Source organism: Streptomyces sp. NPDC048637 (genome assembly GCF_040650675.1).
Taxonomy (GTDB): Bacteria; Actinomycetota; Actinomycetes; order Streptomycetales; family Streptomycetaceae; genus Streptomyces.
The window spans coordinates 1-24,317 of record NZ_JBEZHQ010000040.1 but is presented as its reverse complement, the minus strand read 5'-3'; the positions used below and the strand labels follow the sequence as shown (position 1 = coordinate 24,317).

Annotated in this window: 18 protein-coding genes and 2 pseudogenes; 10 read left to right on the top strand and 10 right to left on the bottom strand. The window is 72.1% G+C overall.

The features are described 5' to 3' along the window. Positions 1-76 precede the first annotated feature (76 nt). Positions 77-883 (bottom strand): IclR family transcriptional regulator, encoded by an 807-nt coding sequence (locus AB0C46_RS33510; RefSeq protein WP_362832478.1) that lies wholly within the window; start codon positions 881-883, stop codon positions 77-79. Between the two features lie 160 nt (positions 884-1,043). Here AB0C46_RS33510 and AB0C46_RS33505 point away from each other — a divergent pair, with 160 nt between their 5' ends. Continuing rightward, positions 1,044-1,373 carry a bifunctional 3-phenylpropionate/cinnamic acid dioxygenase ferredoxin subunit gene (locus AB0C46_RS33505; RefSeq protein WP_362832476.1) on the top strand — a complete coding sequence of 110 codons (330 nt, stop codon included), beginning with the start codon at positions 1,044-1,046 and terminating at the stop codon, positions 1,371-1,373. Positions 1,374-1,532: 159 nt separating this feature from the next. Here the strand turns inward: AB0C46_RS33505 and AB0C46_RS33500 are convergent, their stop codons facing one another. After that, positions 1,533-1,949, bottom strand: a complete 417-nt coding sequence (locus AB0C46_RS33500; protein WP_362832475.1) for a hypothetical protein — start codon at positions 1,947-1,949, stop codon at positions 1,533-1,535. Positions 1,950-2,303: 354 nt separating this feature from the next. On the opposite strand from AB0C46_RS33500, the gene AB0C46_RS33495 reads away from it, so the two are divergent. From AB0C46_RS33495 to AB0C46_RS33470, 6 genes are all read left to right on the top strand, one after another. Next, positions 2,304-5,147: a nitrate- and nitrite sensing domain-containing protein gene (locus AB0C46_RS33495; RefSeq protein WP_362832474.1), complete on the top strand. Its 2,844-nt coding sequence runs from the start codon at positions 2,304-2,306 to the stop codon at positions 5,145-5,147. Further along, on the top strand, positions 5,144-5,584 hold the full coding sequence (locus AB0C46_RS33490; protein ID WP_362832473.1) for a roadblock/LC7 domain-containing protein: 441 nt from the start codon (positions 5,144-5,146) through the stop codon (positions 5,582-5,584). The genes AB0C46_RS33495 and AB0C46_RS33490 overlap by 4 nt, the downstream gene beginning before the upstream one ends. Before the next feature lie 96 nt (positions 5,585-5,680). Further along, positions 5,681-6,094 (top strand): DUF742 domain-containing protein, encoded by a 414-nt coding sequence (locus AB0C46_RS33485; RefSeq protein WP_362832471.1) that lies wholly within the window; start codon positions 5,681-5,683, stop codon positions 6,092-6,094. A 510-nt stretch (positions 6,095-6,604) separates the two neighbouring features. Continuing rightward, entirely contained in the window at positions 6,605-7,474 is an 870-nt protein-coding gene (locus AB0C46_RS33480) for an alpha/beta hydrolase (protein WP_362832470.1), read from the top strand. Between the two features lie 60 nt (positions 7,475-7,534). After that, positions 7,535-8,146 (top strand): TetR/AcrR family transcriptional regulator, encoded by a 612-nt coding sequence (locus tag AB0C46_RS33475; RefSeq protein WP_362832469.1) that lies wholly within the window; start codon positions 7,535-7,537, stop codon positions 8,144-8,146. Positions 8,147-8,370: 224 nt separating this feature from the next. Then, positions 8,371-8,982, top strand: a complete 612-nt coding sequence (locus tag AB0C46_RS33470) for an ATP/GTP-binding protein (RefSeq protein ID WP_362832468.1) — start codon at positions 8,371-8,373, stop codon at positions 8,980-8,982. Between the two features lie 69 nt (positions 8,983-9,051). Here the strand turns inward: AB0C46_RS33470 and glpK are convergent, their stop codons facing one another. The 4 genes and pseudogenes from glpK to AB0C46_RS33450 form a co-directional block, all read right to left on the bottom strand. Further along, positions 9,052-10,590, bottom strand: a complete 1,539-nt coding sequence (glpK, locus tag AB0C46_RS33465; RefSeq protein WP_362832467.1) for a glycerol kinase GlpK — start codon at positions 10,588-10,590, stop codon at positions 9,052-9,054. An 86-nt stretch (positions 10,591-10,676) separates the two neighbouring features. After that, complete coding sequence (locus AB0C46_RS33460; protein ID WP_362832466.1) at positions 10,677-11,444, bottom strand: MIP/aquaporin family protein; 768 nt, start codon at positions 11,442-11,444, stop codon at positions 10,677-10,679. 390 nt (positions 11,445-11,834) lie between these two features. Beyond that, on the bottom strand, positions 11,835-13,013 hold the full coding sequence (locus AB0C46_RS33455) for a lipid-transfer protein (protein ID WP_362832529.1): 1,179 nt from the start codon (positions 13,011-13,013) through the stop codon (positions 11,835-11,837). Positions 13,014-13,208: 195 nt separating this feature from the next. Then, positions 13,209-13,634 (bottom strand): annotated as a pseudogene (locus tag AB0C46_RS33450) (zinc ribbon domain-containing protein); the annotation flags it as partial. 127 nt (positions 13,635-13,761) lie between these two features. Here AB0C46_RS33450 and AB0C46_RS33445 point away from each other — a divergent pair. Continuing rightward, a pseudogene (locus tag AB0C46_RS33445) lies at positions 13,762-14,420 on the top strand (NUDIX domain-containing protein); the annotation flags it as partial. Between the two features lie 66 nt (positions 14,421-14,486). On the opposite strand, the gene AB0C46_RS33440 reads toward AB0C46_RS33445, so the two are convergent. Continuing rightward, on the bottom strand, positions 14,487-15,329 hold the full coding sequence (locus tag AB0C46_RS33440) for a M15 family metallopeptidase (protein ID WP_362832464.1): 843 nt from the start codon (positions 15,327-15,329) through the stop codon (positions 14,487-14,489). 163 nt (positions 15,330-15,492) lie between these two features. Then, complete coding sequence (locus AB0C46_RS33435) at positions 15,493-17,895, bottom strand: TIM-barrel domain-containing protein (RefSeq protein ID WP_362832463.1); 2,403 nt, start codon at positions 17,893-17,895, stop codon at positions 15,493-15,495. 328 nt (positions 17,896-18,223) lie between these two features. Between AB0C46_RS33435 and AB0C46_RS33430 the strand changes: the two genes are divergently transcribed. Both AB0C46_RS33430 and AB0C46_RS33425 read left to right on the top strand, forming a co-directional pair. Then, a complete protein-coding gene (locus AB0C46_RS33430) occupies positions 18,224-20,254 on the top strand; it encodes an acetoacetate--CoA ligase (RefSeq protein ID WP_362832462.1) in 2,031 nt (676 codons plus the stop codon). A 199-nt stretch (positions 20,255-20,453) separates the two neighbouring features. Further along, the gene (locus tag AB0C46_RS33425) at positions 20,454-21,383 is read left to right on the top strand and encodes a hypothetical protein (RefSeq protein ID WP_362832460.1); all 930 of its coding nucleotides are present in this window, start codon (positions 20,454-20,456) and stop codon (positions 21,381-21,383) included. 85 nt (positions 21,384-21,468) lie between these two features. Here the strand turns inward: AB0C46_RS33425 and ptsP are convergent, their stop codons facing one another. Together ptsP and AB0C46_RS33415 are read right to left on the bottom strand one after the other, a co-directional pair. Next, complete coding sequence (ptsP, locus tag AB0C46_RS33420; RefSeq protein WP_362832459.1) at positions 21,469-23,139, bottom strand: phosphoenolpyruvate--protein phosphotransferase; 1,671 nt, start codon at positions 23,137-23,139, stop codon at positions 21,469-21,471. 75 nt (positions 23,140-23,214) lie between these two features. Continuing rightward, positions 23,215-23,664 carry a PTS glucose transporter subunit IIA gene (locus AB0C46_RS33415; protein ID WP_018090628.1) on the bottom strand — a complete coding sequence of 150 codons (450 nt, stop codon included), beginning with the start codon at positions 23,662-23,664 and terminating at the stop codon, positions 23,215-23,217. Positions 23,665-24,317 lie beyond the last annotated feature (653 nt).

Below are 24,317 nucleotides of genomic sequence, written 5' to 3'. Positions count from 1 at the left end.
GCGCTATAGGAGACATGCTGGAAGTCCGTCAGGGATACGTCAAGGGGGATTTTCCGCTACGGCACGCCCTGTCCGCTCAACCCGCGTACCCCATCAGGCGGGAGAGGTCGGCGGCCGCCTTCGCCGCCCGTTCCGCGAGCTCCGGCAGCAGTGGACGCTCCATCCGGTACGCCGGCCCCGAGACGCCGATCGCGCCGATCACCGCGCCGTCGTGGGCCCGCACCGGCGCCGCCACCGCGTTCAGCCCGATCTCCAACTCCTCGCTGGTGCAGGCGAATCCGTCCTCCAGCGCCGCGGCCAGCTGCTCGCGCAGACCGGCCGCCGTGGTCAGGGTGTGCTCGGTGAATCGCGGCAGCTTGCGGGTCGCCAGGGTCTCCCGGCGCGGGGCCGGCAGATGCGCCAGCAGGACCTTGCCGCTGGCGGTGGCGTGCAGCGGGGTCCGGCGGCCCAGCCAGTTGTACGCGGTGACCGCCGCGGAGCCCCTGGCCTGCATGATGTTGACCGCCGCATCGCCGTCCAGCACCGCGATGTTGGCGGTCTCCCCGGTGTCTTCGGCGAGCGCCCGGCACACCGGCTGGCCCTCCTGGGAGATGTCCAGCCGGATCGCCGCGGCACCCGCCAGCCGCAGCACCCCGGCGCCCAGGAAGTACTTCCCGCGGTCCTTCTCCTGCTCCACCAGCCCGCGGTTCTCCAGCACCCCGAGGATCCGGAACGCGGTCGACTTGTGGACGCCCAGCTCCTCGGAGATCTCGGTCACCCCGGCCTCGCCCAGCTTGGCCAGGATCTCCAGCACGCTCACCGCGCGGTCCACGGACTGGACGGATCCCGCCCCGCCGCGCCGTTCCTCGGACCGGTCGTCCGCCGTCTCGCTCGTCTTCGACATGGGTCTTTGTGTCACCACCCGGTGGCCCCGCGGGGCACGTCTGAAGGCATCTGCCGGGAAGCCCTTGACGGCCCGCTTCCCGGCTTGGATTCTGTTGCGCATCGCGCTTTGCGATGCGTTATTCAGAACACATGATACCGATCAGCGCGAGGGGGGCCAGATGATTCCCGTCTGCCGCATCGAGGACCTGCCCGAGGGTGAGTCCGTCCGGATCGAGATCGACGACGCCACACCGGCCATCGCGGTCTTCCACGCCGAGGGCGGTTTCTACGCCGTCGATGACACCTGCAGCCACCAGGACGCCTCGCTCTCCGAGGGCTGGGTCGAGGGCTGCTTCGTCGAATGCCCGCTGCATGCGGCCCTGTTCGACCTGCGCACCGGAGCCCCGACCTGTCTGCCCGCCCGCCGGCCGGTGCGCACGCACCAGGTGGACGTCCTGGACGGCATCATTCATGTACGGCCTGCCGTGCGGGAAGAGGCGGTGGCGTAAAAAGGCCGGCCACGGTGAGCCGTGGCCGGCCGAAGTCGAACGCGGTTCCCCGGTCTCACGGGGCCCGAAGCAGCCCCTGGTCCCGTGCCCTGCGGGGCAGCAGGGGAACCGCTCACCACACCCATCCCGCCCGCCTCCGCGGCCACCCCGCGCGGCCGTTCACGCCGCCGCGCGATCGACCCTCGGCGGGCCCTCCCGTGACTCCCGGCGCTGCCGCCGCCGCGCCCGGCGCCGTTCGCGGCGCAGCTCCCGGGCCGTACTGCTCGGCTGCGACTGCACCCCGTTGCGCTGTACCCACACCTGGCGGGTCACCCAGACGTCCAGCACTCCCCAGGTGGCGACCACGGTGCTGGCGACCGTGCTGAGCACCGCGGGGAACGCGAGCCAGGAGCCCGCCAGCGTGCTCAGGAACGCCACCATGGCCTGTACCAGAGTGAGCGCCACGATGATCACGGCGCGCACCGCTGCGGTGCGCACCGGATCCGCCATCCGGGGCCGGGCCGCCGGTTCCTCCTGCCACAACGGATGTCTGCCGGTGTCCATGACCGCGTCACTCTCCCCGTACTCTCCCCGCACGTCCGGTCCTTGGTGGCTGCCCGGAATTCACCGGTACACGCCCTTGGAGCCGCACCCCGTCCCTTCTCATGGTCACGCACCGAACGCGCGCAGGGTTACCCGGGGTCAGGGTTACCCGGGGTAGAGCAAAACCGGCCAACCGACCGGCATGCGTCCGGACACCGATGGCATGGGTGGGTCCCGGAATCACGGGTGGGTTGTCCGGGAATCAACGGACAACTCGTGACGATACCTCCCCGGCACCTGCTCCGACCTCCGGAGAGGCCTTCGGCTCGGTCACCCGACAGTAGTAGGCTCGCGCCGTTTGTTGACGGAACACCACCCCCGTGCGCCGGGGTTGACGTAGGGGAGGCCATGCGCTTTCGCGGGAAGTCGGTCCGCCGGAAGATCGTGGCGTTGCTGCTCGTACCGTTGGTGTCCCTGACGTCCATGTGGGCGTTCATGACCTACCTCACCGGGCGGGAGGCCAACCAGCTGCTGGACGTCGGCAACGTCGTACAGAAGCTGGGGTATCCGGTCGAGGACGTCGTCCAGGCCCTGCAACGCGAGCGCCGGCAGAGCCTGCTGTACCTCGCCGACCGGCGCGGCGCCGACGCGCTCGATGAGCTCCGCGGCCGGGCCCGGGCCACCGACGAGGCCGTCACCCGGCTCCGCACCGACGCCGGCACCCGCGACGTCCGCGAGGACCTGACCGGCGACACCGGCAACCGGATGCGCAGCATCCTCAAGGGCCTGTCCGGCCTCGGCTCGCTGCGCGCCCAGGTCGAGGACAACACCGTCTCCCGCGACGAGGCCATGGAGGGCTACAACTCCCTGGTCGACCCCAGCTACGACTTCCTCGCCGCGCTCCACGCCCTGGAGAACGTGGAGATGGACAAGCAGGGCCGGGCGCTGGTCATCGTCACCCGCGCCCGGGAGGCCGTCGCCCGCGAGGACGCCCTGATGTCCGCGGTGCTCGCTTCCGGCACCATGAACAAACGCGATCTGCGGGCGCTGTCCGACCACGCCGCCGAGCGCCGGGTCCTCTACGACACCAGCCTTCCCATGCTGCCCCTGCGGGACCGCGGCCTCTACGAGGACTACTGGCGTTCCGCGAAGGCGCGCGAGCTGACGTCCTACGAGGACCGGGTGATCGCCGCCGGCGCACAGGACGGACCGCGGACGGTCAATGCCGAGCGCTGGAACACCGCGGCGAAGAAGGTCCTCGGCGACCTCCAGCGGATGGGCAAGGACGCCGGTGACCGCTACCAGGAGCGCGTCGCCCCGGTCGCCACGAACATCCTGCTCAAGGCCGCCATCGCCGGTGTCCTCGGCTTTGTCGCACTGCTGGTCTCGATCATCGTCTCGTTCCGGATCGGCCGCCGCCATGTGCGGGACCTCGTCCGGCTGCGCAAGGCCGCCCATGACGTCTCCGGCGTCCGGCTGCCGAGCGTCATGCGCCGGCTGGCGGCCGGCGAACAGATCGACGTGGAGACCGAGGCGCCCCGGCTCGTCTTCGGCCAGGACGAGACCGGCCAGGTCGGGCAGGCGCTCAACACCCTCCAGCGGGCCGCGATCGAGGCCGCCGTCAAACAGGCCGATATGCGCCGCGGCGTCTCCGACGTGTTCGTCAACCTCGCCCGCCGCAGCCAGGTCCTGCTGCACCGCCAGCTGACCCTCCTGGACGCCATGGAACGGCGCACCGAGGACACCGACGAACTCGCCGACCTCTTCCGGATCGACCATCTGACCACCCGTATGCGCCGGCATGCGGAGGGCCTGGTCATCCTCTCCGGCGCGGCCCCCTCCCGGCAGTGGCGCAAACCGATCCAGCTGATGGACGTGGTACGCGCGGCGGTCGCCGAGGTGGAGGACTACGAGCGGATCGAGGTGCGCCGGCTGCCGCGGCTCGCGGTGGACGGCCCCGCGGTGTCCGACCTCACGCACCTGATCGCCGAACTCCTGGAGAACGCCACGGTCTTCTCCCCGCCGCACACCGCCGTCCAGGTGCTGGGCGAGCGGGTCGCCAACGGCTACACCCTGGAGATCCACGACCGCGGCCTGGGCATGGCGCCCGACCTGCTGCTGGAGGCCAATCTCCGGCTCGCCGAAACCCCCGAGTTCGAGCTGTCCGACACCGACCGGCTCGGCCTGTTCGTGGTCAGCCGGCTCGCCCAGCGGCAGAACGTACGGGTCTCCCTGCAGCCCTCGCCGTACGGCGGCACCACCGCCGTGATCTTCCTCCCCGGGACGCTCCTCACCGAGACCGCCGACGGCGGCCGGGAGAGCGACGATCCGGCCGCCGGCGGCTCCGTCGGCAATGAACTGGAGCATGCGGCGGGCAAGTTGGCCGCGCTGTCGCAGCTGCCGGTGCCGCGGCCCGAGCGGGAGCGGGCGCCGGCCGTCATCGACGGACCGGTCGAACTCGAGGCGCCGCTCGGCCCGGACGAGCTGGGCCCGGACGAGCTGGGCCCCGACGACGAGGGCGGTCTCTTCCGGAAGCGGGAACGCGGCCGCGACCCGCAGGGGCCCGCCGCTGCACCGGCCGGTCCGTCCTCCGCACCGCGCGGTATCGCCCCGGTACCGCCCGCGCCGGAGGGCGAGCAGCACCAGCAGACCCAGGACCAGGCGCCCGGCGGCCTGGCACCGCTGCCGCGCCGCCGCCCGCCGGTGCTGGTCTCCGACCACGGCAGAACGGTCGACGACCGCGACGCACAGCGGAAGCCGGGCGCCGCACGTCCCGGCGGCCCGGAGAGCTCGGGCTCCGGGCGTTCCGCGGACCGGCCGTCGTCGTCCGCCGCGCCGCAGGACCCGGCACCGGACGCCGCACAGCCCGCCGGGGAACCGGTCACGCCCGCGCCGACCACGTCCACGGGCCTGCCCCGGCGGGTACGGCAGGCCAGCCTCGCGCCCCAGCTCAAGTCCGACCCCGCCGAGCCGGCGGAGGCGCGGCGGAGCACCGCGCCGCCCGCGGACGACCGGGACGCCGAGGCGGTACGCGCCCGGATGGCCTCGCTCCAGCGCGGCTGGCAGCGCGGCCGCCGCGACAACGGCGAGGACCCACGCGAGACCGGCAAGCCACCGCGGGGCGAGGACCCGGCCGCGGACACCACAGGCCCGGACACCACAGGCCCGGACGCCCGTGACACCGTCAGTCATGACGACGACGCCACGGGCACCACAGCACCAGGAACCACATCGGGAGGGGACGGTCCATGACCGCACCGCAGGCAGCAGCTTCCACCGCATCGGTCTCGGCGAAGGGATCCGGCGAGCTGAACTGGCTCCTGGACGAACTGGTCGAGCGGGTCGGCTCCATCCGCAAGGCACTCGTCCTCTCCAGCGACGGCCTGGCCACCGGAGCCTCGAAGGACCTGACCCGCGAGGACGGCGAGCATCTGGCCGCGGTCGCGTCCGGCTTCCACAGCCTGGCCAAGGGCGTCGGCCGGCACTTCGACGCGGGCCAGGTCCGGCAGACCATGGTCGAGCTGGACGATGCGTTCCTGTTCGTCAGCGCGGCCGGCGACGGCAGCTGCCTGGCCGTACTGGCCGATGCGGACTCCGATGTCGGGCTGATCGCGTACGAGATGACGCTGCTGGTCAAGCGCGTGGGCACCCACCTGGGCACCGCGCCCCGGTCCGGCCTGACCCCCTGAGCACGACGAGGGTGACGCCATGAGCGAGCGTAGCGAGCTCATCGTGCAAAGATGCGTGCCTCGCGAGTGCGGGACCGAGCGCGGCGAGGTAGCGGCATGAGCGAGCAGGACGGCCGGGCGGCGCGGGACCGGGATGCGGCCCGCTGGTTCGACGACGACGCGGGCCCGGTCGTCCGCCCGTACGCGATGACGCGCGGGCGCACCCGTACGGCGGCGGAGGGGCGCCTCGATCTGATCGCGCTGGTGATCGCCGAGAGCCGCGCGGAGGAGACGGTCGACGACCAGACACTCTCGCCCGAGCATGTCGAGATCGTCGGGCTGTGCCGGCAGGAGCCGTTGTCGGTCGCCGAGCTGGCGGCCGAACTCGATCTGCCGGTCGGCGTCGTACGGGTCCTGATCGGGGATCTGCTGGACGCCGAGCTGGTCCATGTCAGCAGGCCGGTGCCCCCGGCCGAACTGCCCGACGAAAAGGTGCTGCGCGAGGTGATCGACGGCCTGCGCGCGCTGTGATCCGCCGTCCGGCCCGGCCACCGCCGTCCGGCTGAGCAGCCGCCGTCCGGCTGAGCAGCCGCCGTCCGGCTCAGCGGCCACCGTCCGGCCCGGCCGCCGCCGTCCGGCTTCTGCTTCCGCGGGCGGCGGCCACTGCTCGACGGCGCCCCCGGATCCAGCCGGGGAGAGCGCATCCGCCCGCTGCCCGCAGCCCCGCGGATCTCCTCATGGGTGCTGCGCCGCTTGGATGTTGAGCCGCCCGGTTGTTGAGCCGTTCGGTTGTTGAGCCGCCTGGGTGTTGCGCCACTCGATGCCGACCGCGGCGAGCGGTAGCGCCGTCAGTGGGGACGCCGCTGCTGACGGCCGCGTTCACCGGCATCCCGGCCGGTGCCCCGGGAAACACCAGCGCAACGACATCCGGGGGAGGGGCAACCGGCGCGCCGGCCACGGTGGAAGGGCTTTGTTGAGCAGCGTTCAACGGCGCGGTACGGTGCCTATTGAGCAATTGTCAACAGAAGGAGATCCGCTGCCATGGCCCCGGACGCGACCCCGGCACCCTTCGACCACCTGGAGATCCAGGCCGGCCCGCACACCTACGACGCACTGGCCTGCGGGCCCGCCGACGGGGACTTCGTGCTGCTGCTGCACGGCTGGCCCGAATTCGCCGACTCCTGGAGCGCTGTGCTCACCGCCCTGGGCGCGGCCGGCTACCGGGCCGTCGCGGTCGACCAGCGAGGCTACTCCCCACGCGCCCGCCCGACCCGGATCGCCGACTACGCCGTGCCCGAACTCGTCGCCGACGCCCTCGCCTTCGCCGACTCCCAGGGCGCGGACCGCTTCCACGTCGTCTCGCACGACTGGGGCGGCATGGTCGCCTGGGCACTGGCCGGTGCTCACCCCGAGCGGCTGAAGTCCCTGACCGTGCTGGCCACTCCGCACCCGGACGCGCTCAACCGCGCCGCCGCCGAGGACCCCACCCAGCACCACCGGCTCGACTACGTCCGCTTCTTCCGCAGCGGCGAGGGCGCCGCGGAAGCCGCCCTGCTCGCCGACGACGCCGCCAGGCTGCGCGCCGCGTACGGCGGCAAGGTCCCCGCCGCCCTCGTGGACGGCAATGTCCGCCGGCTCTCCGCACCGGGCGCGCTCACCGCCACGCTGAACTGGTACCGCGCCCCCGAGTCGGTCATCTCGGTACCGGCCGGCCGGATCACCGTCCCCACCCTCTTCCTGTGGGGCAGTGAGGACATGGCCCTGGGCCGGGGCGCAGCGGAGTCGACGGGCGAGTGGGTGGACGGTCCGTACCGCTTCGAGGCCCTGGAGGGGGCCAGCCACTGGCTGCCCGAAGAGGTCCCCGACCTGGTCACACCCCCGATCCTGGAGCACCTCGGACAATACGTCTGACGCCGTGGCGGGCCGGGACACCGAGGCCGTCCCGGCCCCCCGCCGCCGTAAACTGCGGGCATGTCCGGCAAGCGAACCACCCGCCTCACGCCCGACCAGCGCAGGGAACAGCTGGTCGGCATCGGTCTGGAGATGCTCGCCGACCGCTCCCTGGACGAGCTGTCCACCGACGAGGTCGCCCGCCGGGCCGGGATCTCCCGCGGGCTGCTGTTCCACTACTTCGACTCCAAGCGCGACTTCTACCGCGCGGTGGTCCGCACCGCGTGCGACCGCTTCACCGCCGCGACGGAACCGGACGGCACCCTGGAGCCGGTCGCCTGGATGCGGGCCTTCATCGCGGGCTTCGTGGCCTACGTCCTGGAACACCGTCAGGTGTATCTCGCCCTGGTACGGGGCGCCGCCGGCAGCCATCCCGCGGTCACCGACATCGTCGGCGCGACCCGTGAGACCCTCGCCCGCCGGGTGCGCGACGGCCAGCGGCGGCTCGGGATGCCGGACGCCCCGCGGCTCGAACTGGCCTCCCGCGCCTGGATGGCGTTCGCCGAGGAGGCGGTCACCAACTGGCCCGCCGAGGAACCCGGCGCCCAGGAGGAGCTCTGCGCCTTCATCGAATCCAGCTTTGTGAGCCTGCTGGGACTGCTCGACCGGCCCGCCGTCCTCACCCCGCGCTGATCGCCCGCGGCTCCGGCCCCCGCCGCCAACAGCCGCCCCCACCGCCCATTTGGGCAGGTTGGCGCCCTCTGCCCCTCGCTGTCTCCCCCGGCGTGACGCATCTCAAATGGGCGCCGTGCCGAGCACGTTGTACCGTTCCCTTGCATCTGCTGCCCCGTGCGCCGAGGCTCGGGTATCAAGCGTGAGCTCCCCCCGCATACACGGCAATTCAGGAGAAGAATCCCATGGCCTTCGGGCGCTCCGATCGCCGCCGACGGTCCGCCGCCGTCGAACCGGTGACGCTCAAGATCCTGGTCGCGGGCGGCTTCGGGGTCGGTAAGACCACCCTGGTCGGCGCCGTCAGCGAGATCAAACCGCTGCGTACCGAGGAACGGCTGACCGAGGCGGGCCGGCCGGTCGACGACCTCGACGGGGTGGAGGCCAAGACCACCACCACCGTCGCGATGGACTTCGGACGGATCACCGTCAACGAGGAACTGGTTCTCTATCTCTTCGGCACCCCGGGCCAGGACCGCTTCTGGTTCCTGTGGGACGAGCTGGCGCGCGGTGCGCTCGGCGCGGTGGTGCTCGCCGACACCCGCCGGCTGGCGGACAGTTTCGCCGCCATCGACTACTTCGAGCGGCGCGGACTGCCCTTCACCGTCGCCGTCAACTGCTTCGACGGCGCCGACCGCTATCCGCCGCAGGCCGTACGGGACGCCCTGGACCTGGACCCCCAGGTGCCGGTGGTGCTGTGCGACGCCCGCCTCAAGGACTCCGCACGGGATGTGCTGATCTCGGTCGTCGAGCATGCGATGCGGACCGGCGCCCGCCGGCGGGAGCCCGCGCTGCCCTGACGGGGACGTAAGTACGGCCGGTACCCCGCCGTCCGGGGTACCGGCCGTACGTCTGCGTACCGCGCCGCGCTACGAGGCCGCCGAGCCGTCCTCGGCCAGCCAGCCGAAGCTCCGCTCCACGGCCTTGCGCCAGTTGGCGAACTCGCGGTCGCGGGCCGGCCCGTCCATCCGCGGCGTCCACTCGGTGTCACGTTGCCAGTGGCTCCGGAGTTCGTCCAGGTCCTGCCAGACACCGGTCGCCAGACCGGCCGCGTACGCCGCTCCCAGACAGGTGGTCTCCGAGATCACCGGGCGGATCACCGGTACCCCGAGCACATCGGCCTGATGCTGCATCAGCAGCTGGTTGGCGGTCATCCCGCCGTCGACCTTCAACTGGGTGATCTGCACACCCGAGTCCTGGTACATGGCGTCCACTACCTCCCGGGTCTGCCAGCTGGTCGCCTCCAGTACGGCGCGCGCCAGATGCGCCTTGGTGACGAAGCCGGTCAGGCCGGTGATGACACCGCGGGCGTCGGAGCGCCAATAGGGCGCGAACAGACCGGAGAAGGCCGGCACGACATACGCCCCACCGTTGTCCGGGACGCTCGCCGCCAGCGGTTCGATCTCCTCGGCCGACGCGATGATGCCCAGCTGATCGCGGAACCACTGCACGAGGGCGCCGGTGATGGCGATGGATCCCTCCAGGCAGTAGACCGGCGCCTCCCCGCCGAGCTGGTAGCCCATGGTCGTCAGCAGCCCGTTCTTGGACGGGACCGGGCGGTTGCCGGTGTTCAGCAGCAGGAACGAGCCGGTGCCGTAGGTGTTCTTGGCCTCCCCGACGCCGTAGCAGGTCTGGCCGAAGACGGCCGCCTGCTGGTCGCCGAGCGCGGACGCCACCGGCACCCCCTGCAGCTGCCCCACGGCCGTGCCGTACACCTCGGCCGACGACCTGATCTCCGGCAGGATCGCGGCCGGTACGTTCATCGCCGACAGGATCGCCGGATCCCACTGGAGGGTGGACAGGTTCATCAGCATCGTGCGGCCCGCGTTGGTCACATCGGTGACATGCACCCCGCCGTCGGTGCCGCCGGTCAGATTCCAGATCAGCCAGGAGTCGATGGTGCCGAAGGCGATCTCCCCGCGCTCGGCACGGGCCCGCAGCCCCGGCACCTCGTCCAGCAGCCAGGCCGCCTTCGGCCCGGAGAAGTAGCTGGCCAGCGGCAGTCCGGTGGCATCCCGGAAGCGGTCCTGGCCGTCCGCGCCGCCGAGTTCGGCGCACAGCTGGGAGGTCCGGGTGTCCTGCCAGACGATCGCATGGTGCACCGGCCGGCCGGTGGCCCGGTCCCACAGGACCGTGGTCTCCCGCTGGTTGGTGATGCCCAGCGCACTGAGCTGGTCCGCGCGCAGTCCCGCCTTGGCGAGCGCGCCCGCCACCACCGCCTGCACCTTCGACCAGATCTCGGTGGCGTCGTGCTCCACCCAGCCCGGCTTGGGGAAGATCTGCCGGTGCTCGCGCTGGTCGACGGCGACGATCGCCCCGCCGTGGTCGAAGATGATGCAGCGGCTGGAGGTGGTGCCCTGGTCGATCGCGGCTACATACTTCTCGGTCTTCCCGGTTCGCTCCGTCATGCCGTCACGCCTCCTGAAGTCCTGGTGAGTGGGTGCAGCGGGGCACGGGACGGCCCGGTGACCACGCCCCGACGGCCCCGGCCGGGTCAGAACGCCGCGTTGTACACCAGGCCGGACAGCACCGCGCCGATCAGCGGACCGGCCACCGGGATCCAGGCGTAACTCCAGTCGGAGGCACCCTTGTTGGGGATCGGCAGCAGGGCGTGCACCAGGCGCGGGCCGAGGTCACGCGCGGGGTTGATGGCATAGCCGGTGGGCCCGCCCAGCGACAGCCCGATGCCGACGACCAGCAGGGCGACCAGCAGCACATTGATCCCGGAGCCGTAGATCCCCGCGTGCGCGCCGGGGACCTGACCGATACCGATGCCCTTGTTCTGGCCGAAGAACAGCAGCGGCAGCACCAGACCGAGGGTGGCGATGATCTCGGTGACCAGGTTGGCGGCCGGCTTGCGGATCTCCGGGCCGGTGGAGAAGATCCCCAGCGTCGGCTGGGCCCTGCCCTGTTCGGCGTTGGCGGCGAACTGCGCGTAATACAGCGCCCAGGCCAGTACGGCCCCGATCATGGCGCCGACCATCTGCGCCAGGATGTACAGCGGCACCTTCGACCACTCGGTGCCGCCCGCGACCGCCGAGCCCAGCGTCACCGCGGGGTTGAGATGCCCGCCGGACAGCGGCGCCGCGGTGTAGGCGCCGGCCAGTACGGCCATGCCCCAGCCGAAGGCGATCACGACCCAGCCGGCGCCCTTCGCCTTGGAATAGTGCAGGGTGACGGCGGCGCACACACCGGCCCCGAAGAGAATGAGTATCGCGGTGCCGATCACTTCACCGACGACGATGTCCCCATTGGAATACATGGCGGCTCCTTGGCCCTCGCCCGGGGACGTCCCCCGGTCCTCCGTGCAGGGTGCGTGCCACCGGCGGGCAGCGGACAGCCGCTACCACCCGGCCGGGGTGCCTGAGTGCGGCGATGCCGACTGGCATCCGGAAGTGTTCACCGGTGCTGAAGGACCGTCAAGGTCGCGCACAACAAAGGATGTTGAGGACACCGGTCGGACCCGTGGCCCGTACAGCCATCGTCAGCCGCGGACCGGCCCCTACTGTGCGGCCGCACTCACACGCCCTCCTGGCCGGGCGGGCGGCGCACCCGGCACCTGCCGGACCGGCTGCCCCGGCCGTGGTGCCGTGGCGGATCTCGGTCCGCTCCGACCCGGATGCTTGCGCACGCCCGGTGTGCGACTGCGCACTCACCGCACCGCGACCACGGCCGACCCGTGCCCGAACAGCCCCTGATTGGCGGTCACCCCCACCCGGGCACCCGCCACCTGACGCGCGCCCGCCTGCCCCCGTAACTGCCAGGTCAGCTCGCAGACCTGAGCGATGGCCTGGGCCGGTACCGCCTCACCGAAGGAGGCCAGGCCGCCGCTGGCATTCACCGGCAGCCGCCCGCCCAGCGCCGTCGCACCGTCCCGCAGCAGTTTCGCGCCCTCCCCGGCGCCGCACAGCCCCAGATCCTCGTACCACTCCAGCTCCAGGGCGGTGGACAGGTCGTAGACCTCGGCCAGTGAGAGGTCCTCGGGGCCGATCCCGGCCTCCTCGTAGGCGGTGTGCGCGATCGACGCCCGGAAGCCGGTCTCCGGCTCCGGTACGGCGGCTGCCGAGTCGGTGGCGATGTCCGGAAGATCCAGGACGGTCCGTGGATAGTGCGGGGTGGCCGTGGAGACCGCGCGGATCCGGACCGGGTCCGGGACACCGTGCCGGCGCGCGAAGTCCATGCTGGTCAGGACCAGTGCCGCGGCGCCGTCGGAGGTGGCGCAGATGTCCAGCAGCCGCAGCGGATCGGCGACCACGGCGGACGCCGCGACCTCCTGCGCGGTGACCTGCTTGCGGTAGCGGGCGTACGGATTGGCCGCACCCGCCGCCGAGTTCTTCACCTTCACCCGCGCGAAGTCGTCGGCCGTGTCGCCGTACCGCGCCATCCGGCGGCGCGCATACAGCCCGAAGTACGCTGGGTTGGTGGCCCCCAGCACCCGGAACCGCAACCAGTCCGGATCATCGGGCCGCTCGCCGCCGGCCGGGGCGAAGAACCCCTTCGGCGCGGCGTCGGCGCCCACCACCAGGGCCACTTCCGCCATCCCCGAAAGGATCTGCGCCCGCGCGGTGTTGAGGGCCTGGGCGCCCGAAGCGCAGGCGGCATAGACGCTGGTCACCCGGGCGCCCTGCCACCCCAGCGCCTTGGCGAAGGTCGCGCCCGCCACGTAACCGGGGTAGCCGCCGCGCACCGTGTCCGCGCCGACCACGCTCTGCACGGCGCGCCAGTCGAGCCCGGCGTCCGCGAGGGCGTCCCTGGCCGCCTTCGTCCCGTACTCGACGAAGCTGCGCCCCCACTTGCCCCAGGGGTGCATCCCGGCGCCGAGCACCGCCACATCGCCGCTGGCGCTGTGGCGGGGTGGGCTGCCTGCCCGCCGCCGATCCGGGCCATTGGTTTTTTCCCCGCCGCCCACCCCCCTTCGGGGGGTGGGCGGGTGTAGTGACGCGGTTTCCGCTCCGGGCGCACCCGGCTGTCGCGACGCGGACGCCGCCCCACTCCCGCCCCCGCCCCAGCCCCCGCTCTCCGCCAACCGCCACTGCCAGGTCGTCCAGGTGTGCTCCGCGTCCTCGTGGAGCACCCCCGGCACCAGCTCGACCTCCGTGCCCACGGTGAGATCCGCGGCACGGACGCCGGGCGCGGCCTGTCCGAGGACCACCATCCGTTCCTCCGCCAATTCCACCGCGACCAGGAGGTACGGCTGCCACGCGGCGTCCGGGTCGGACACGTACGGGGCGGGCGGGCGATAGCGGGTGTCGGTGTACGACCAGACCGTGCCGCGCCGGGACAGCGGCACCTCCGTCAGCTCGCCGCCCTCGCACGCGGGGTTGCGGCAGAAGGTGTCCTCACGGGGGAAGAACACCGCACCGCAGGCCCGGCACCGGGTCCCCAGCAGCCGGAAGTCCGCCCCGCCCTCGTCGAACCACCCCGGCACCACCGGCTTCCGCGTACGTGCCACAGCCCCTCCTCAACCGCACACCGAAATCCCAGAACTGACGGAACGTCAGGAGTGTGCCACGGGGCCGCCCGGCGCGGAACCCCGTGCAGGCGACGGGCGATCAAGCCGTTCACGGTCGGCCGGCCCCCTGGGGAGGCCGGCCCCCTGCACATGCCGCCGGGGCGCGGACCCACCTCACGCGGCGCTGCCCGGCGGCCTCGTCCGTGCCGGCCGGGAATCGCTCGACGCGGCCGCCGCCCGCGAACTCGCCGAGGAGACCGGGCTGGAGGCCATGCAACTGGAGCGCGTCCACCTCGAACAGCTCGGCTCGTACGGCGATCCCGGACGCGACCCGCGGATGCCGGTCGTCACGGTCGCCTACCTCGCCTTCGCGCCCGACCTCCCCGAGGCCCGGGGCGGCGGCGACGCCTCGTCCGCGGCCTGGATCCCGGTCGGTGCGCTGGACCTCGGCGCCCCACGCGACGGCCGTGCGGAGGGGGCGGCGCCCGAACGGAAAGCCGTGCAGGAATTCGCCGAACCGGACGCGGCCCGGCCGCGTCCCCCACAACAGGGTCCGGGGCACGGGATCGACGGGGGTGATGCCGTGCCCCGGCCCGCGGACGACCCGGCACCGGAGGCGGCGCCGGCCCGCGAGGCCTCCTCCCGCCCGCCTTCGACCACGCCCGGATCGTCGCCGACGGACTCGACCGCGCCCGCGCAAAGATCGAGTACACCCCGCTGGCCACGGCGTTCCTCGACGAGGAATTCACCATCGCCGAACTCCGCGGCGGCTATGAATCCATCTGGAGCCCTACGGGCCGACCGCGGCGGACAAGGCAGGGCCGCTGGCCGGGCCGCCGACGGCGTCGCCGGTCAGTGCCGGGCCAGTGACCGCCGCGCTATCGGGAAGTCGAAGTAGGTGTCCGGGAAAGTCTCCGGTGTGAAGGTGTAGTGCCACCACTCGCTCGGGTAGTTGACGAATCCGGCGCGCTCCAGACCGTCCTTCAGCAGCAGCCGGTGGGCCCGCCGGCTGCCCGTGATCCGTGGGTCGAGAGTGTGCGCCAGGGTGTCGAAACAGTCGAAGCCGGTGCCCATGTCCAGCGAATTGTCCGGGAAGCGGGCCGCCTTCGGGCCGTAACACGACGTCAGCGGCTCCCCGGGGACGTACGGCCGGGTCGGCAGCGCGGGCAGCCGCACCAGCGTCAGATCGACGGTGCTGCCGCGGCTGTGCCCGGACTTCTCCGCGATATAGCCGTCCTCGAAAAGCATCGACTTGTCGACCCGCGGATAGAACTCGGCCTTCATCCGCTGGTCGCCGAGGTCCCTGGCCCAGGACACGAAGTGGTTCACGGCACGCTGCGGGCGATAGCAGTCGTAGACCTTGAGGGAGTACCCGCGGCGCAGGAACGAGACCTGTGCCCGGTGCAGGGCCCGCGCCGTGTCCCGGGTCAGCAGGCACATCGGAGCCCGGTAGCCGGTCACCGGCACGCCCATGAAGTTGTGCGGTGTGAAGTAGCGCATCTCCTGGATGATCGTGGGATCCACGCTGCGCAGCGCGACGAACTCCCTTGGCGCCTTGGGGCCGTGGGCGGGCGGCGACGACGGCCCGGGGTGGTTGGCGGTGCCTGCCGCCGCATTCGGAGAGAGCGCGGTGACAGCGATCAGAGCGGCGGCAGCGGCAGCGAGGCCGCGCAGCGCGGCAGCAAGTCTCGGCATGGCCCTCGTCTACCAGCCCCGGCAGCCGGAGGGGAAGCCCCGCCACGCGGCCGGCCCACCGCGCAGCCACGCAGCCGTCCCACCGCGCGCCCCGCCGCCCCGCCCGCGTTCCCTCCGGCCCCGCCGAACCTCCCGCTGCCCCACCGCGGCTCGCCCCGCCCGGCTACCCCTCCGCCTCCTCGTCCAGCCCCCGCACCCGCACCGGATACCCCACCGCGCCCCCGTCCCGCCGCTCCACAATCACCCGGCCGCCCGACCTCCGCGAGGTGAAGCGCTCCACGGTCGGCCGCTGCCAGCCGTCCCCGGCGTCCGGCACCACCAGCCCGCTGCCGCCGCGTTCGGCGACCGGCGCCCACACCTCCAGCTCCGTCCCGCCGTCCGCCCCCGCCACCGGCAGCACCGCACCGGCCCGCGCCAGCACCGGAATCCGCGACAGCGGCGCCTCCACCCACACCTGCCCGGGACCGTCGTACGCCCGCCCGGTCGCGGTGTCGTACCACCGGCCGCGCGGCAGCCGCACCGGCCGCCGGGTCACCCCCGCCGCCAGCGCCGGCGCCACCAGCAGCGCATCCCCGAGCAGAAAGGCGTCCTCGCAGTCCCGTAGCGCCCGGTCCCGCGGTGCGCTCCACCACAGCGGCCGGACGTACGGCGCCCCGGTCAGCCGCGCCAACTGCCCCAGCGTCCCGAGGTATGGCAGCAGCCGCTGCCGCTCACGCATTGCCGTACGGGCATGCGCGAGCACCTCGCTCCCGAACTCCCAGGGCTCCCGCCGCCCCGCCCCGATCGCCGAATGGGTACGGAACAGCGGCATATGGGCGCCCAGTTGGAACCACCGCAGATACAGCTCCGGGCACGGCACTCCGGAGTACCCGCCGATGTCGGGACCGCTGTACGGCACCCCGCACAGCCCCAGCCCCAGCACCAGCGACAGCGACGCCCGCAGCCCCGGCCAGCCCGTCGCCACATCGCCCGACCAGCTGCCGCCGTAGCGCTGCATCCCGGCCCAGCCCGAACGCGAGAAGAGGAACGGCCGTTCGCCCGGCCGCAGTTCGCACAGCCCCTCGAAGCCGGCCCGCGCCATGGCCATGCCGTAGACGTTGTGCGCCTCCCGGTGGTCGCCGCCCCGCCCCTCCAACGCATGCCGTGCCGAGCGCGGCAGGGTCTGTTCCCCGAACGCGGCAAAGGAGACCGGTTCGTTCATGTCGTGCCAGACCCCCGAGAAGCCCTGCGCCAGCCGCTCCGCGTACAGCGCACCCCACCACTTGCGCACCCGCGCATCGGTGAAATCCGGGTACACCGACTCGCCCGGCCACACCACCCCGCGCACCTCGCGCCCCCGCGCGTCCCGCACAAAGGCGTCCGCCGCCGCCCCGCCCTCGTACACCGCGTCCCCCGGCTCGGCCTTCACCGCCGGATCCACGATCGACACCAGCCGCACCCCGTCCGCGCGCAGCTCCCGCGCCAGCCCCGGAAGATCCGGATAGCGCTGCCGGTCGACGGTGAACACCCGGTGCCGGTCGTAGTGGTCGATGTCCAAATGGACGGCCGACAGCGGAAGTTCCCGCTCCTGGAATCCGGCCACCACCCGGCGTATCTCGGCCTCCCCGCCGAAGCCCCAACGGGAGTGCTGATACCCCAGTGCCCACTGCGGCGGCAGCGCGGGCGCACCGGTCAGTGCCGTCCAGACCTGCAGCACCCGGGCCGGGGTCCCGGCCAGCACCCAGTAGCGCAGCGGCCCGCCGTCCATCCGCAGCTCACAGGTGCCCGGCCGGTCATGACCCGAGCCCGCCCCCTCCGCGCCCTCGCGCAGCGTGACCCGGCCGTCCCAGGAGTTGTCGTGGAAAACCAGATGTGTACCGGCGTCCGCCACCACCAGCTGCACCGGCATCGTCAGCGACAGCGGATCGTCGCCCGGCCTGAAGGCTCCGCCCGGATCGGTGTTCCACAGCCGGTACGCACCGTCCCGCAGCCGTGGCCCGTGCGCCCGGCCGCCCAGCCCGAAGAACCGGCCGTCGGCCGCCACCTCCGAGCGCTGCACCCAGCGCGAGACGCCCCCCTCCGGCCGCCCGGTGCGCTCCTCCGCCCCCTCGCCCGCTGTCCGGTCCCACCAGCGCGGCGGCAACTCGCGCCGCAGCACCGCCCCGCCGGGTGTCCGCACCTCCACTGCGCCGTGCCGGGACACCACCACCAGCACCCGCTCGGAGACCACCCGCCAGCCGCCCTCCGTATCGGGCTCCAGCACCGCCCGCGCATCCACCTCCGGGCACGCCCCGGCCAGCGCGTACGACGGCTCCGGCTCGGCACCGTCCCAGCCGCAGAACACCGCACCGCCCGCGGCCACCCGCACCCGCAGCGACGACCGGGCGAAATGGATCATCCCGCCGCCCGGCTGGGGCTCCGCGCGCCGGGCCGGCCCCGGCACCCGCGCCCGTTCCGCGCCGCGCCGCGGCAGCGCCCGTGCATCCGCTCTCCGCGCCCGCCACGCCGAGCGCACGGACCGCAGCCCCTGCGCCGGCCCGACCGCCCTGATCACCCGTACCGACCGCACCAGATCCCGCCCGTCCATGCCGGTCAGCCTGCCATTGACGGGCAGGTGCGCGGGGACCGTTCAACTGCCGTTCACCTGCGCCGGGTCACGCTCGGCCAGCTTCAGGCCTGGGGCCGGCCCCCCACTGGCCGAATCCCGCCGGGGCCCCGCCACCCGCCCCGCGCCACATGGCGGCACCACATCCGCCACCCCCCGAATGTGGGGAGTCCACCCTGGTGCACAAGTCGATCACATGGCATCGTCCAGGCAAGCCGTGTCACGCGCACACGCCCACCCACTGGGCCGGGGGACCCCCACCGCTGTGCGCGCCCGACGCCCACCACGCGTATCGCCCGGGAGCCGCATCATGACCACCGCACCGCAGTCCGCCCACCAGCCGGAACCGCTCTGGCAACCAGGCCCGGACCGCATCGCCGGCGCGCAGGTCACCCGCTTCCACACCTGGGCGGCCGCGCACCACGGCGCACCCGCCCCCACCCCCGGCGACCCCGCGACGAGCTACGCCGACCTGCACCGCTGGTCCGTCAGCGACCTCTCCGCCTTCTGGCAGGCCACCGCGGAGTGGTTCGACGTCCGCTTCGCCACCCCGTACGAGACCGTGATCGCCGACCGTGCGATGCCCGGCGCCCGCTGGTTCCCCGGTGCCACCCTCAACTACGCCGAGCACGCCCTGCGCGCCGCCGAGGACCCGGCCCGCGCCGATGCGCCCGCGCTGCTGTACGTCGACGAGACCCATGAGCCCACCCCGGTGACCTGGACGGACCTGCGCTCCCAGGTCGGCTCGCTGGCCGCCGAACTCCGCCGCCTCGGCGTCCGCCCCGGCGACCGCGTCAGCGCCTACGTCCCCAACATCCCGCAGGCCGTCGTCGCACTCCTCGCCAGCGCCGCGGTCGGCGCCGTATGGACCTCCTGCGCCCCCGACTTCGGCGCCCGCAGCGTGCTGGACCGCTTCCAGCAGATCGAACCGGTCGTCCTGTTCGCCGTCGACGGCTACCACTACGGCGGCAAGGAACACGACCGCCGCGACACCGTCGCCGAACTCCGCAACGAACTGCCCACCCTGCGCGCCGTCGTCCACATCCCGCTGCTCGGCACCCCCGCTCCCGAAGGCGCCGTGAACTGGTCGGACCTGACCTCGAACGACACCGAACCGGTCTTCGAACAGGTCCCGTTCGACCACCCGCTGTGGGTCCTGTACTCCTCCGGCACCACCGGCCTGCCCAAGGCCATCGTCCAGTCCCAGGGCGGCATCCTGCTCGAACACCTCAAGCAGACCGGCCTGCACTGCGACCTCGGCCCCGAGGACCGGTTCTTCTGGTACACCTCCACCGGCTGGATGATGTGGAACTTCCTCGTCGCCGGCCTCCTGGTGGGCTCCACGATCGTGCTTTACGACGGCAGCCCCGGCCACCCCGATATCTCGGCCCAGTGGCGGGTCGCCGAAACCACCCGCGCCACCGTCTTCGGCACCTCGGCCGCCTACGTCATGGCCTGCCGCAAGGCCGGTATCCACCCGGCCCGCGACCTCGACCTCTCCGCCATCACCTGCGTCGCCACCACCGGCTCCCCGCTCCCGCCGGACGGCTTCCGCTGGCTGCACGACTGCTTCACGGAGGGCGGCACCGACCTGTGGACCGCCTCCGTCAGCGGCGGCACCGACGTCTGCAGCTGCTTCGCCGGCGCCGTCCCCACCCTCCCCGTCCACATCGGCGAACTCCAGGCCCCCTGCCTCGGCACCGACCTGCAGGCCTGGGACCCCCAGGGCAAACCGGTCATCGACGAGGTCGGCGAACTCGTCGTCACCAACCCCATGCCGTCCATGCCCACCCGCTTCTGGAACGACCCCGACGGCACCCGCTACCACGACAGCTACTTCGACATGTACCCCGGAGTCTGGCGGCACGGCGACTGGATCACCGTCACCTCCCGCGGCAGCGTCGTCATCCACGGCCGCTCCGACTCCACCCTCAACCGCCAGGGCGTCCGGATGGGCTCCGCCGACATCTACGAAGCCGTCGAACGGCTCCCCGAGATCCGCGAATCCCTCGTCATCGGCCTGGAGCTGCCCGACGGCGGCTACTGGATGCCGCTCTTCGTCCACCTCGCCCCCGGCGCCACCCTCGACGACGCCCTCCGCGACCGCATCAAGCGCACCATCCGCGAACAGCTCTCCCCGCGGCACGTCCCCGACGACATCATCGAAGCCCCCGGAGTACCGCACACCCTCACCGGCAAACGCATCGAGGTCCCGGTCAAGCGCCTCCTCCAGGGCACCCCCCTCGAAAAGGCCGTCAACCCCGGCTCCGTCGACAACCTCGAACTCCTCCGCTTCTACGAGCGGGTGGCCCGCGACCGCGCCACCGACCGCACGCAGTAGGCCCGCCCGGCGCCGGACCGAAGGCCCGCACGGCCTCCGGCCGGACGACCGCGGCCGCGCCGAGCAGGTACGCCTGCTGCTGGACGCCGGAGCGATCGGGCGCCCGGCCGCATTGTCAGACCCCCCGATTACTCTCAGTGACAAGTGGCGTCCGGCCGGCCCACCGCTCAGCGCCGGACGCATCTCACCAGGGGGAGTCATGACAGCCACATCCAAATACACCGACCAGTCCGCCGCCCGCCGCAAACTCCGCCGCGAAGTCCCCAGCGCCGCCGCCGTCCTGGCCGACGAGCAGGACTTCCGCGCCATGCGCCGCTACCGCACCTTCCCGTTCGACGACCACCGCAGCTACCTCCAGCAGATGGAGCACCTGCTGCGCACCCTCACCTCCCAGGGCGTGCTCACGACCCTCAGCCTCTTCGACCCGGTCGCCTACGAGAAGTACTGCGCCGACCTCGCCCTGGACCCCGACCGCCCCGACAGCCGCAGCCGCTACACCGCCGAAGTCGCCCGCACCGGCGCCACATTGACCTACCAGGGCGAACCGCTGGGCCGACTGCTCCCGCTGCTCGTCGAGGAGGCCGACCGACAGGCGACCTGGGACCACGCCTCCGCGGTCCTGGCCCGCGCCGGCGACTGTCCGGAGTGCGGCGAAGACCTCGCCCACGCCGCCTTCGCCCGCGCCACCCAAGCCCTCCAGCAGCTCCTCGAAACCCTCGGCAGCGGCACCCACCACCTGGTCTGCTCCGTCGCGGCCGGCGACCCGTCGCTCCTGGCGGTGCTGCACGTGACCGCCCAGGAGGGCGCCCGGCTCCAGCTCGCCGAATCCGACACCCTCATCTTCTGCACCGTCCTCGCTGCCGGCTTCGCCCTGCGCACCCCCGGCGGCATCGTCTCCCGCACCACCACCGGCCCCGCCGACCACGACACCACCGGCGACCCCACCCATGACACGGTCCGCGGCTGGTCCCTGCGCGACTCCTGGCCCCGCGCCCTCAGCGCCGCCGAGGTCTTTACCGCCTACTGCACCGACGCCGAAACCGGCGAGCCGATCCCACCCGAGCACGGCGTCGACCACGCCCCCGGCCTTCCCCTCACACCCCCACCCGACCCGCATCAGCACCGCTGACCGCACCACCACAACAGCATGGCCGCCCTGCCACAAAGGGCGGGACGGCCATCAGCACTCCTGCGGCGCACCGCGCCGCGCGAGGTCACTCCCCGGAGAGCACCGCCTGCGCGGCGGCCCGCGCGTCGTCGGCGGTGTCCGCGGCCCGCGCCGCGGCCGCCGCCCGCTCACACTGCGCCAGCGTGTGCTTCGACAGCGTCGACCGCACATAGGGAATCGACGCCGCACCCATCGAAAGGCTGGTGACACCGAGCCCCGTCAGCACACACGCCAACAGCGGATCGGAGGCCGCCTCACCACAGACGCCACAGCTCTTGCCCTCGGCCTTCGCCGCCTCGGCCGAAACCGCCACGAGGTCCAGCAGCGCCGGCTGCCAGGGATCCTGCAGCCGCGAGACGGCACCCACCTGACGGTCGGCGGCGAAGGTGTACTGCGCCAGGTCATTGGTCCCCAGCGAAAGGAACTCGACCTCCTGCAGAATCGACCGCGCCCGCAGAGCCGCGGACGGGATCTCCACCATCGCCCCGAACTTCGCCTGCAGCCCGGCCTCCCGGCAGGCGTCGGCGAACGCCTTGGCGTCGATCCGGTCCGCCACCATCGGCGCCATGACCTCGAGGTAGACCGGCAGCCCCTCGGCCGCCTTCGCCAGCGCCGTCAGCTGCGTACGCAGCACATCGGGGTGGTCGAGCAGCGTCCGCAGACCCCGCACACCCAGCGCGGGGTTGGGCTCATCGGCCGGCGTCAGGAAGTCCAGCGGCTTATCGGCACCGGCGTCCAGCACCCGCACGACCACGCGGCCCTCCGGAAATGCCTCCAGCACCTTCCGATACGCCTCGACCTGCTTCTCCTCGGACGGTGCCTTCTTGCTGTCGTCCAGGAACAGGAACTCGGTACGGAAGAGGCCGACACCCTCGGCCCCGGCCTCGACCGCCGCGGCCACATCACCGGGTCCGCCGACATTCGCCAGCAGCGGCACTTTGTGCCCGTCGGAGGTGGCACCCGGGCCCGACGACGCCGCCAGCGCCGCCTTCCGCTCCGCCGCGGCCTGCTCCAGCGACGCCCGCTTCTCGGCGCTCGGCTCCACGAACACCTCACCGGTGCTGCCGTCGACCGCGATGACCGTGCCCTCGACGAGCTCACCCGCACCCGGCAGCGCAACGATGGCCGGCACACCCAGCGCCCGCGCAAGAATCGCGCTGTGGCTGGTCGGCCCGCCCTCCTCGGTCACGAACCCGAGCACCAGCGTCGGGTCGAGCAGCGCGGTGTCGGCCGGCGCCAGATCGCGCGCGATCAGCACATACGGCTCATCACTGTCCGGCACACCCGGCATCGGCACACCCAGCAGCCGGGCGACAATACGGTTCCGCACATCATCGAGGTCGGCCACCCGGCCCGCGAGGTACTCCCCGGCACCCGCCAGCAGCGCCCGGTAGGCAGCGAACGCGTCATACACACCGCGCTCGGCGGTGCTGCCGACGGCGATCCGCCGCTCGACATCCGCCATCAGCTCGGGGTCCTGCGCCATCATGGCCTGTGCCTCCAGCACGGCCTGCGCCTCACCGCCCGCCAGGTTTCCCCGCGCTATCAGATCAGCAGCGACAGCTTCCACGGCCTGCCGGGCACGCCCCTGTTCGCGCTCCGCCTCGTCCGCCGGAATCTGCTTGGCCGGCGGCTCGAGAACCGCCGTGCCCATGTGCCGCACCTCGCCGATCGCCACACCGTGGCTGACGCCGACGCCTCGCAGCGTTGTCTCCATTGCACCCGTCTCCGGTTGATGCGGCGGCCGAGGCCGCCGCGCTGGATGTCGTACCTGCCGTTGGGGGAGCCCCGGCTACTGCCAGGAGAAGAGCTGGTCGCCCGCCTTGACGTCGCCGTCCTCACGCACTTCGCCGAGCGAGTCCGCAGTGGCCTCCAGCGCGACGACCGGGCACACCGGCGACTTCCCGGCCTGCTCAACAGCGGCCGGGTTCCAGCGCACGACCTCCTGGCCGCGGGTAACGGTGTCGCCCTTGTTCACAAGCAGCTCGAAGCCCTCGCCATTGAGCTGAACGGTGTCGATCCCGAGGTGGGTGAGTACACCGTGCCCCTCGGAGTCGACGACGACGAACGCATGCGGGTGCAGCGATACGAGAACACCGTCCACGGGCGAAACAGCGGCGGACGGCTCACGCACCGGATCGATGGCGGTACCGGGACCCACCATCGCTCCAGAGAACACCGGGTCGGGCACAGCCGCGAGTCCGATGGCGCGTCCGGCAAGAGGGGACGTCACGGTGGTCATGGGAAGCCTCCCAGGGGTGGAGATTCATCAGGCCGCCGTCACTACCTGTCCTGGACGGCGCACCGTTCAGAAGCGTAAGTCATAAGAACTGACGGTTCCGCATGAGAGACGCCGGTTGCAGTCCGCGAGTCCCGCCGAATCGATTTGCCTCGCCCACACCAGAGCTGTACTGTCTGACACCTGCCCCGGACTGCCAGGACGCAATCAACTGCGTCCGGTTGAGGTGGGCGGCACTCCTAGCGTCTTGATCGCGACTCAAGAATTGCGCTTTCTGCATGTCTGCAGAAAAGCAGCGGTTCGAAAGCCGAAAAAGGCCTGATAGAGTGTGAAACACCGAAGGGAAGCGCCCGGAGAGCCCGGTACTGAGTCAATCAGAACCGATAAGGCACAAAGGAAGCGTCCGTTCCTTGAGAACTCAACAGCGTGCCAAAAGTCAACGCCAGATATGTTGATACCCCGTCTACCGGAAACTTCCGGTGACGAGGTTCCTTTGAAAGTCCATCCCGTCCATGTGGCGTGGATGGCACACACAGCGAGGACGCTGTGAACCACCAGACTTATTCCGTCCGGTGGTTCCGCTCTCGTGTGTGTTTCACCCGATTACGGGTAAACATTCACGGAGAGTTTGATCCTGGCTCAGGACGAACGCTGGC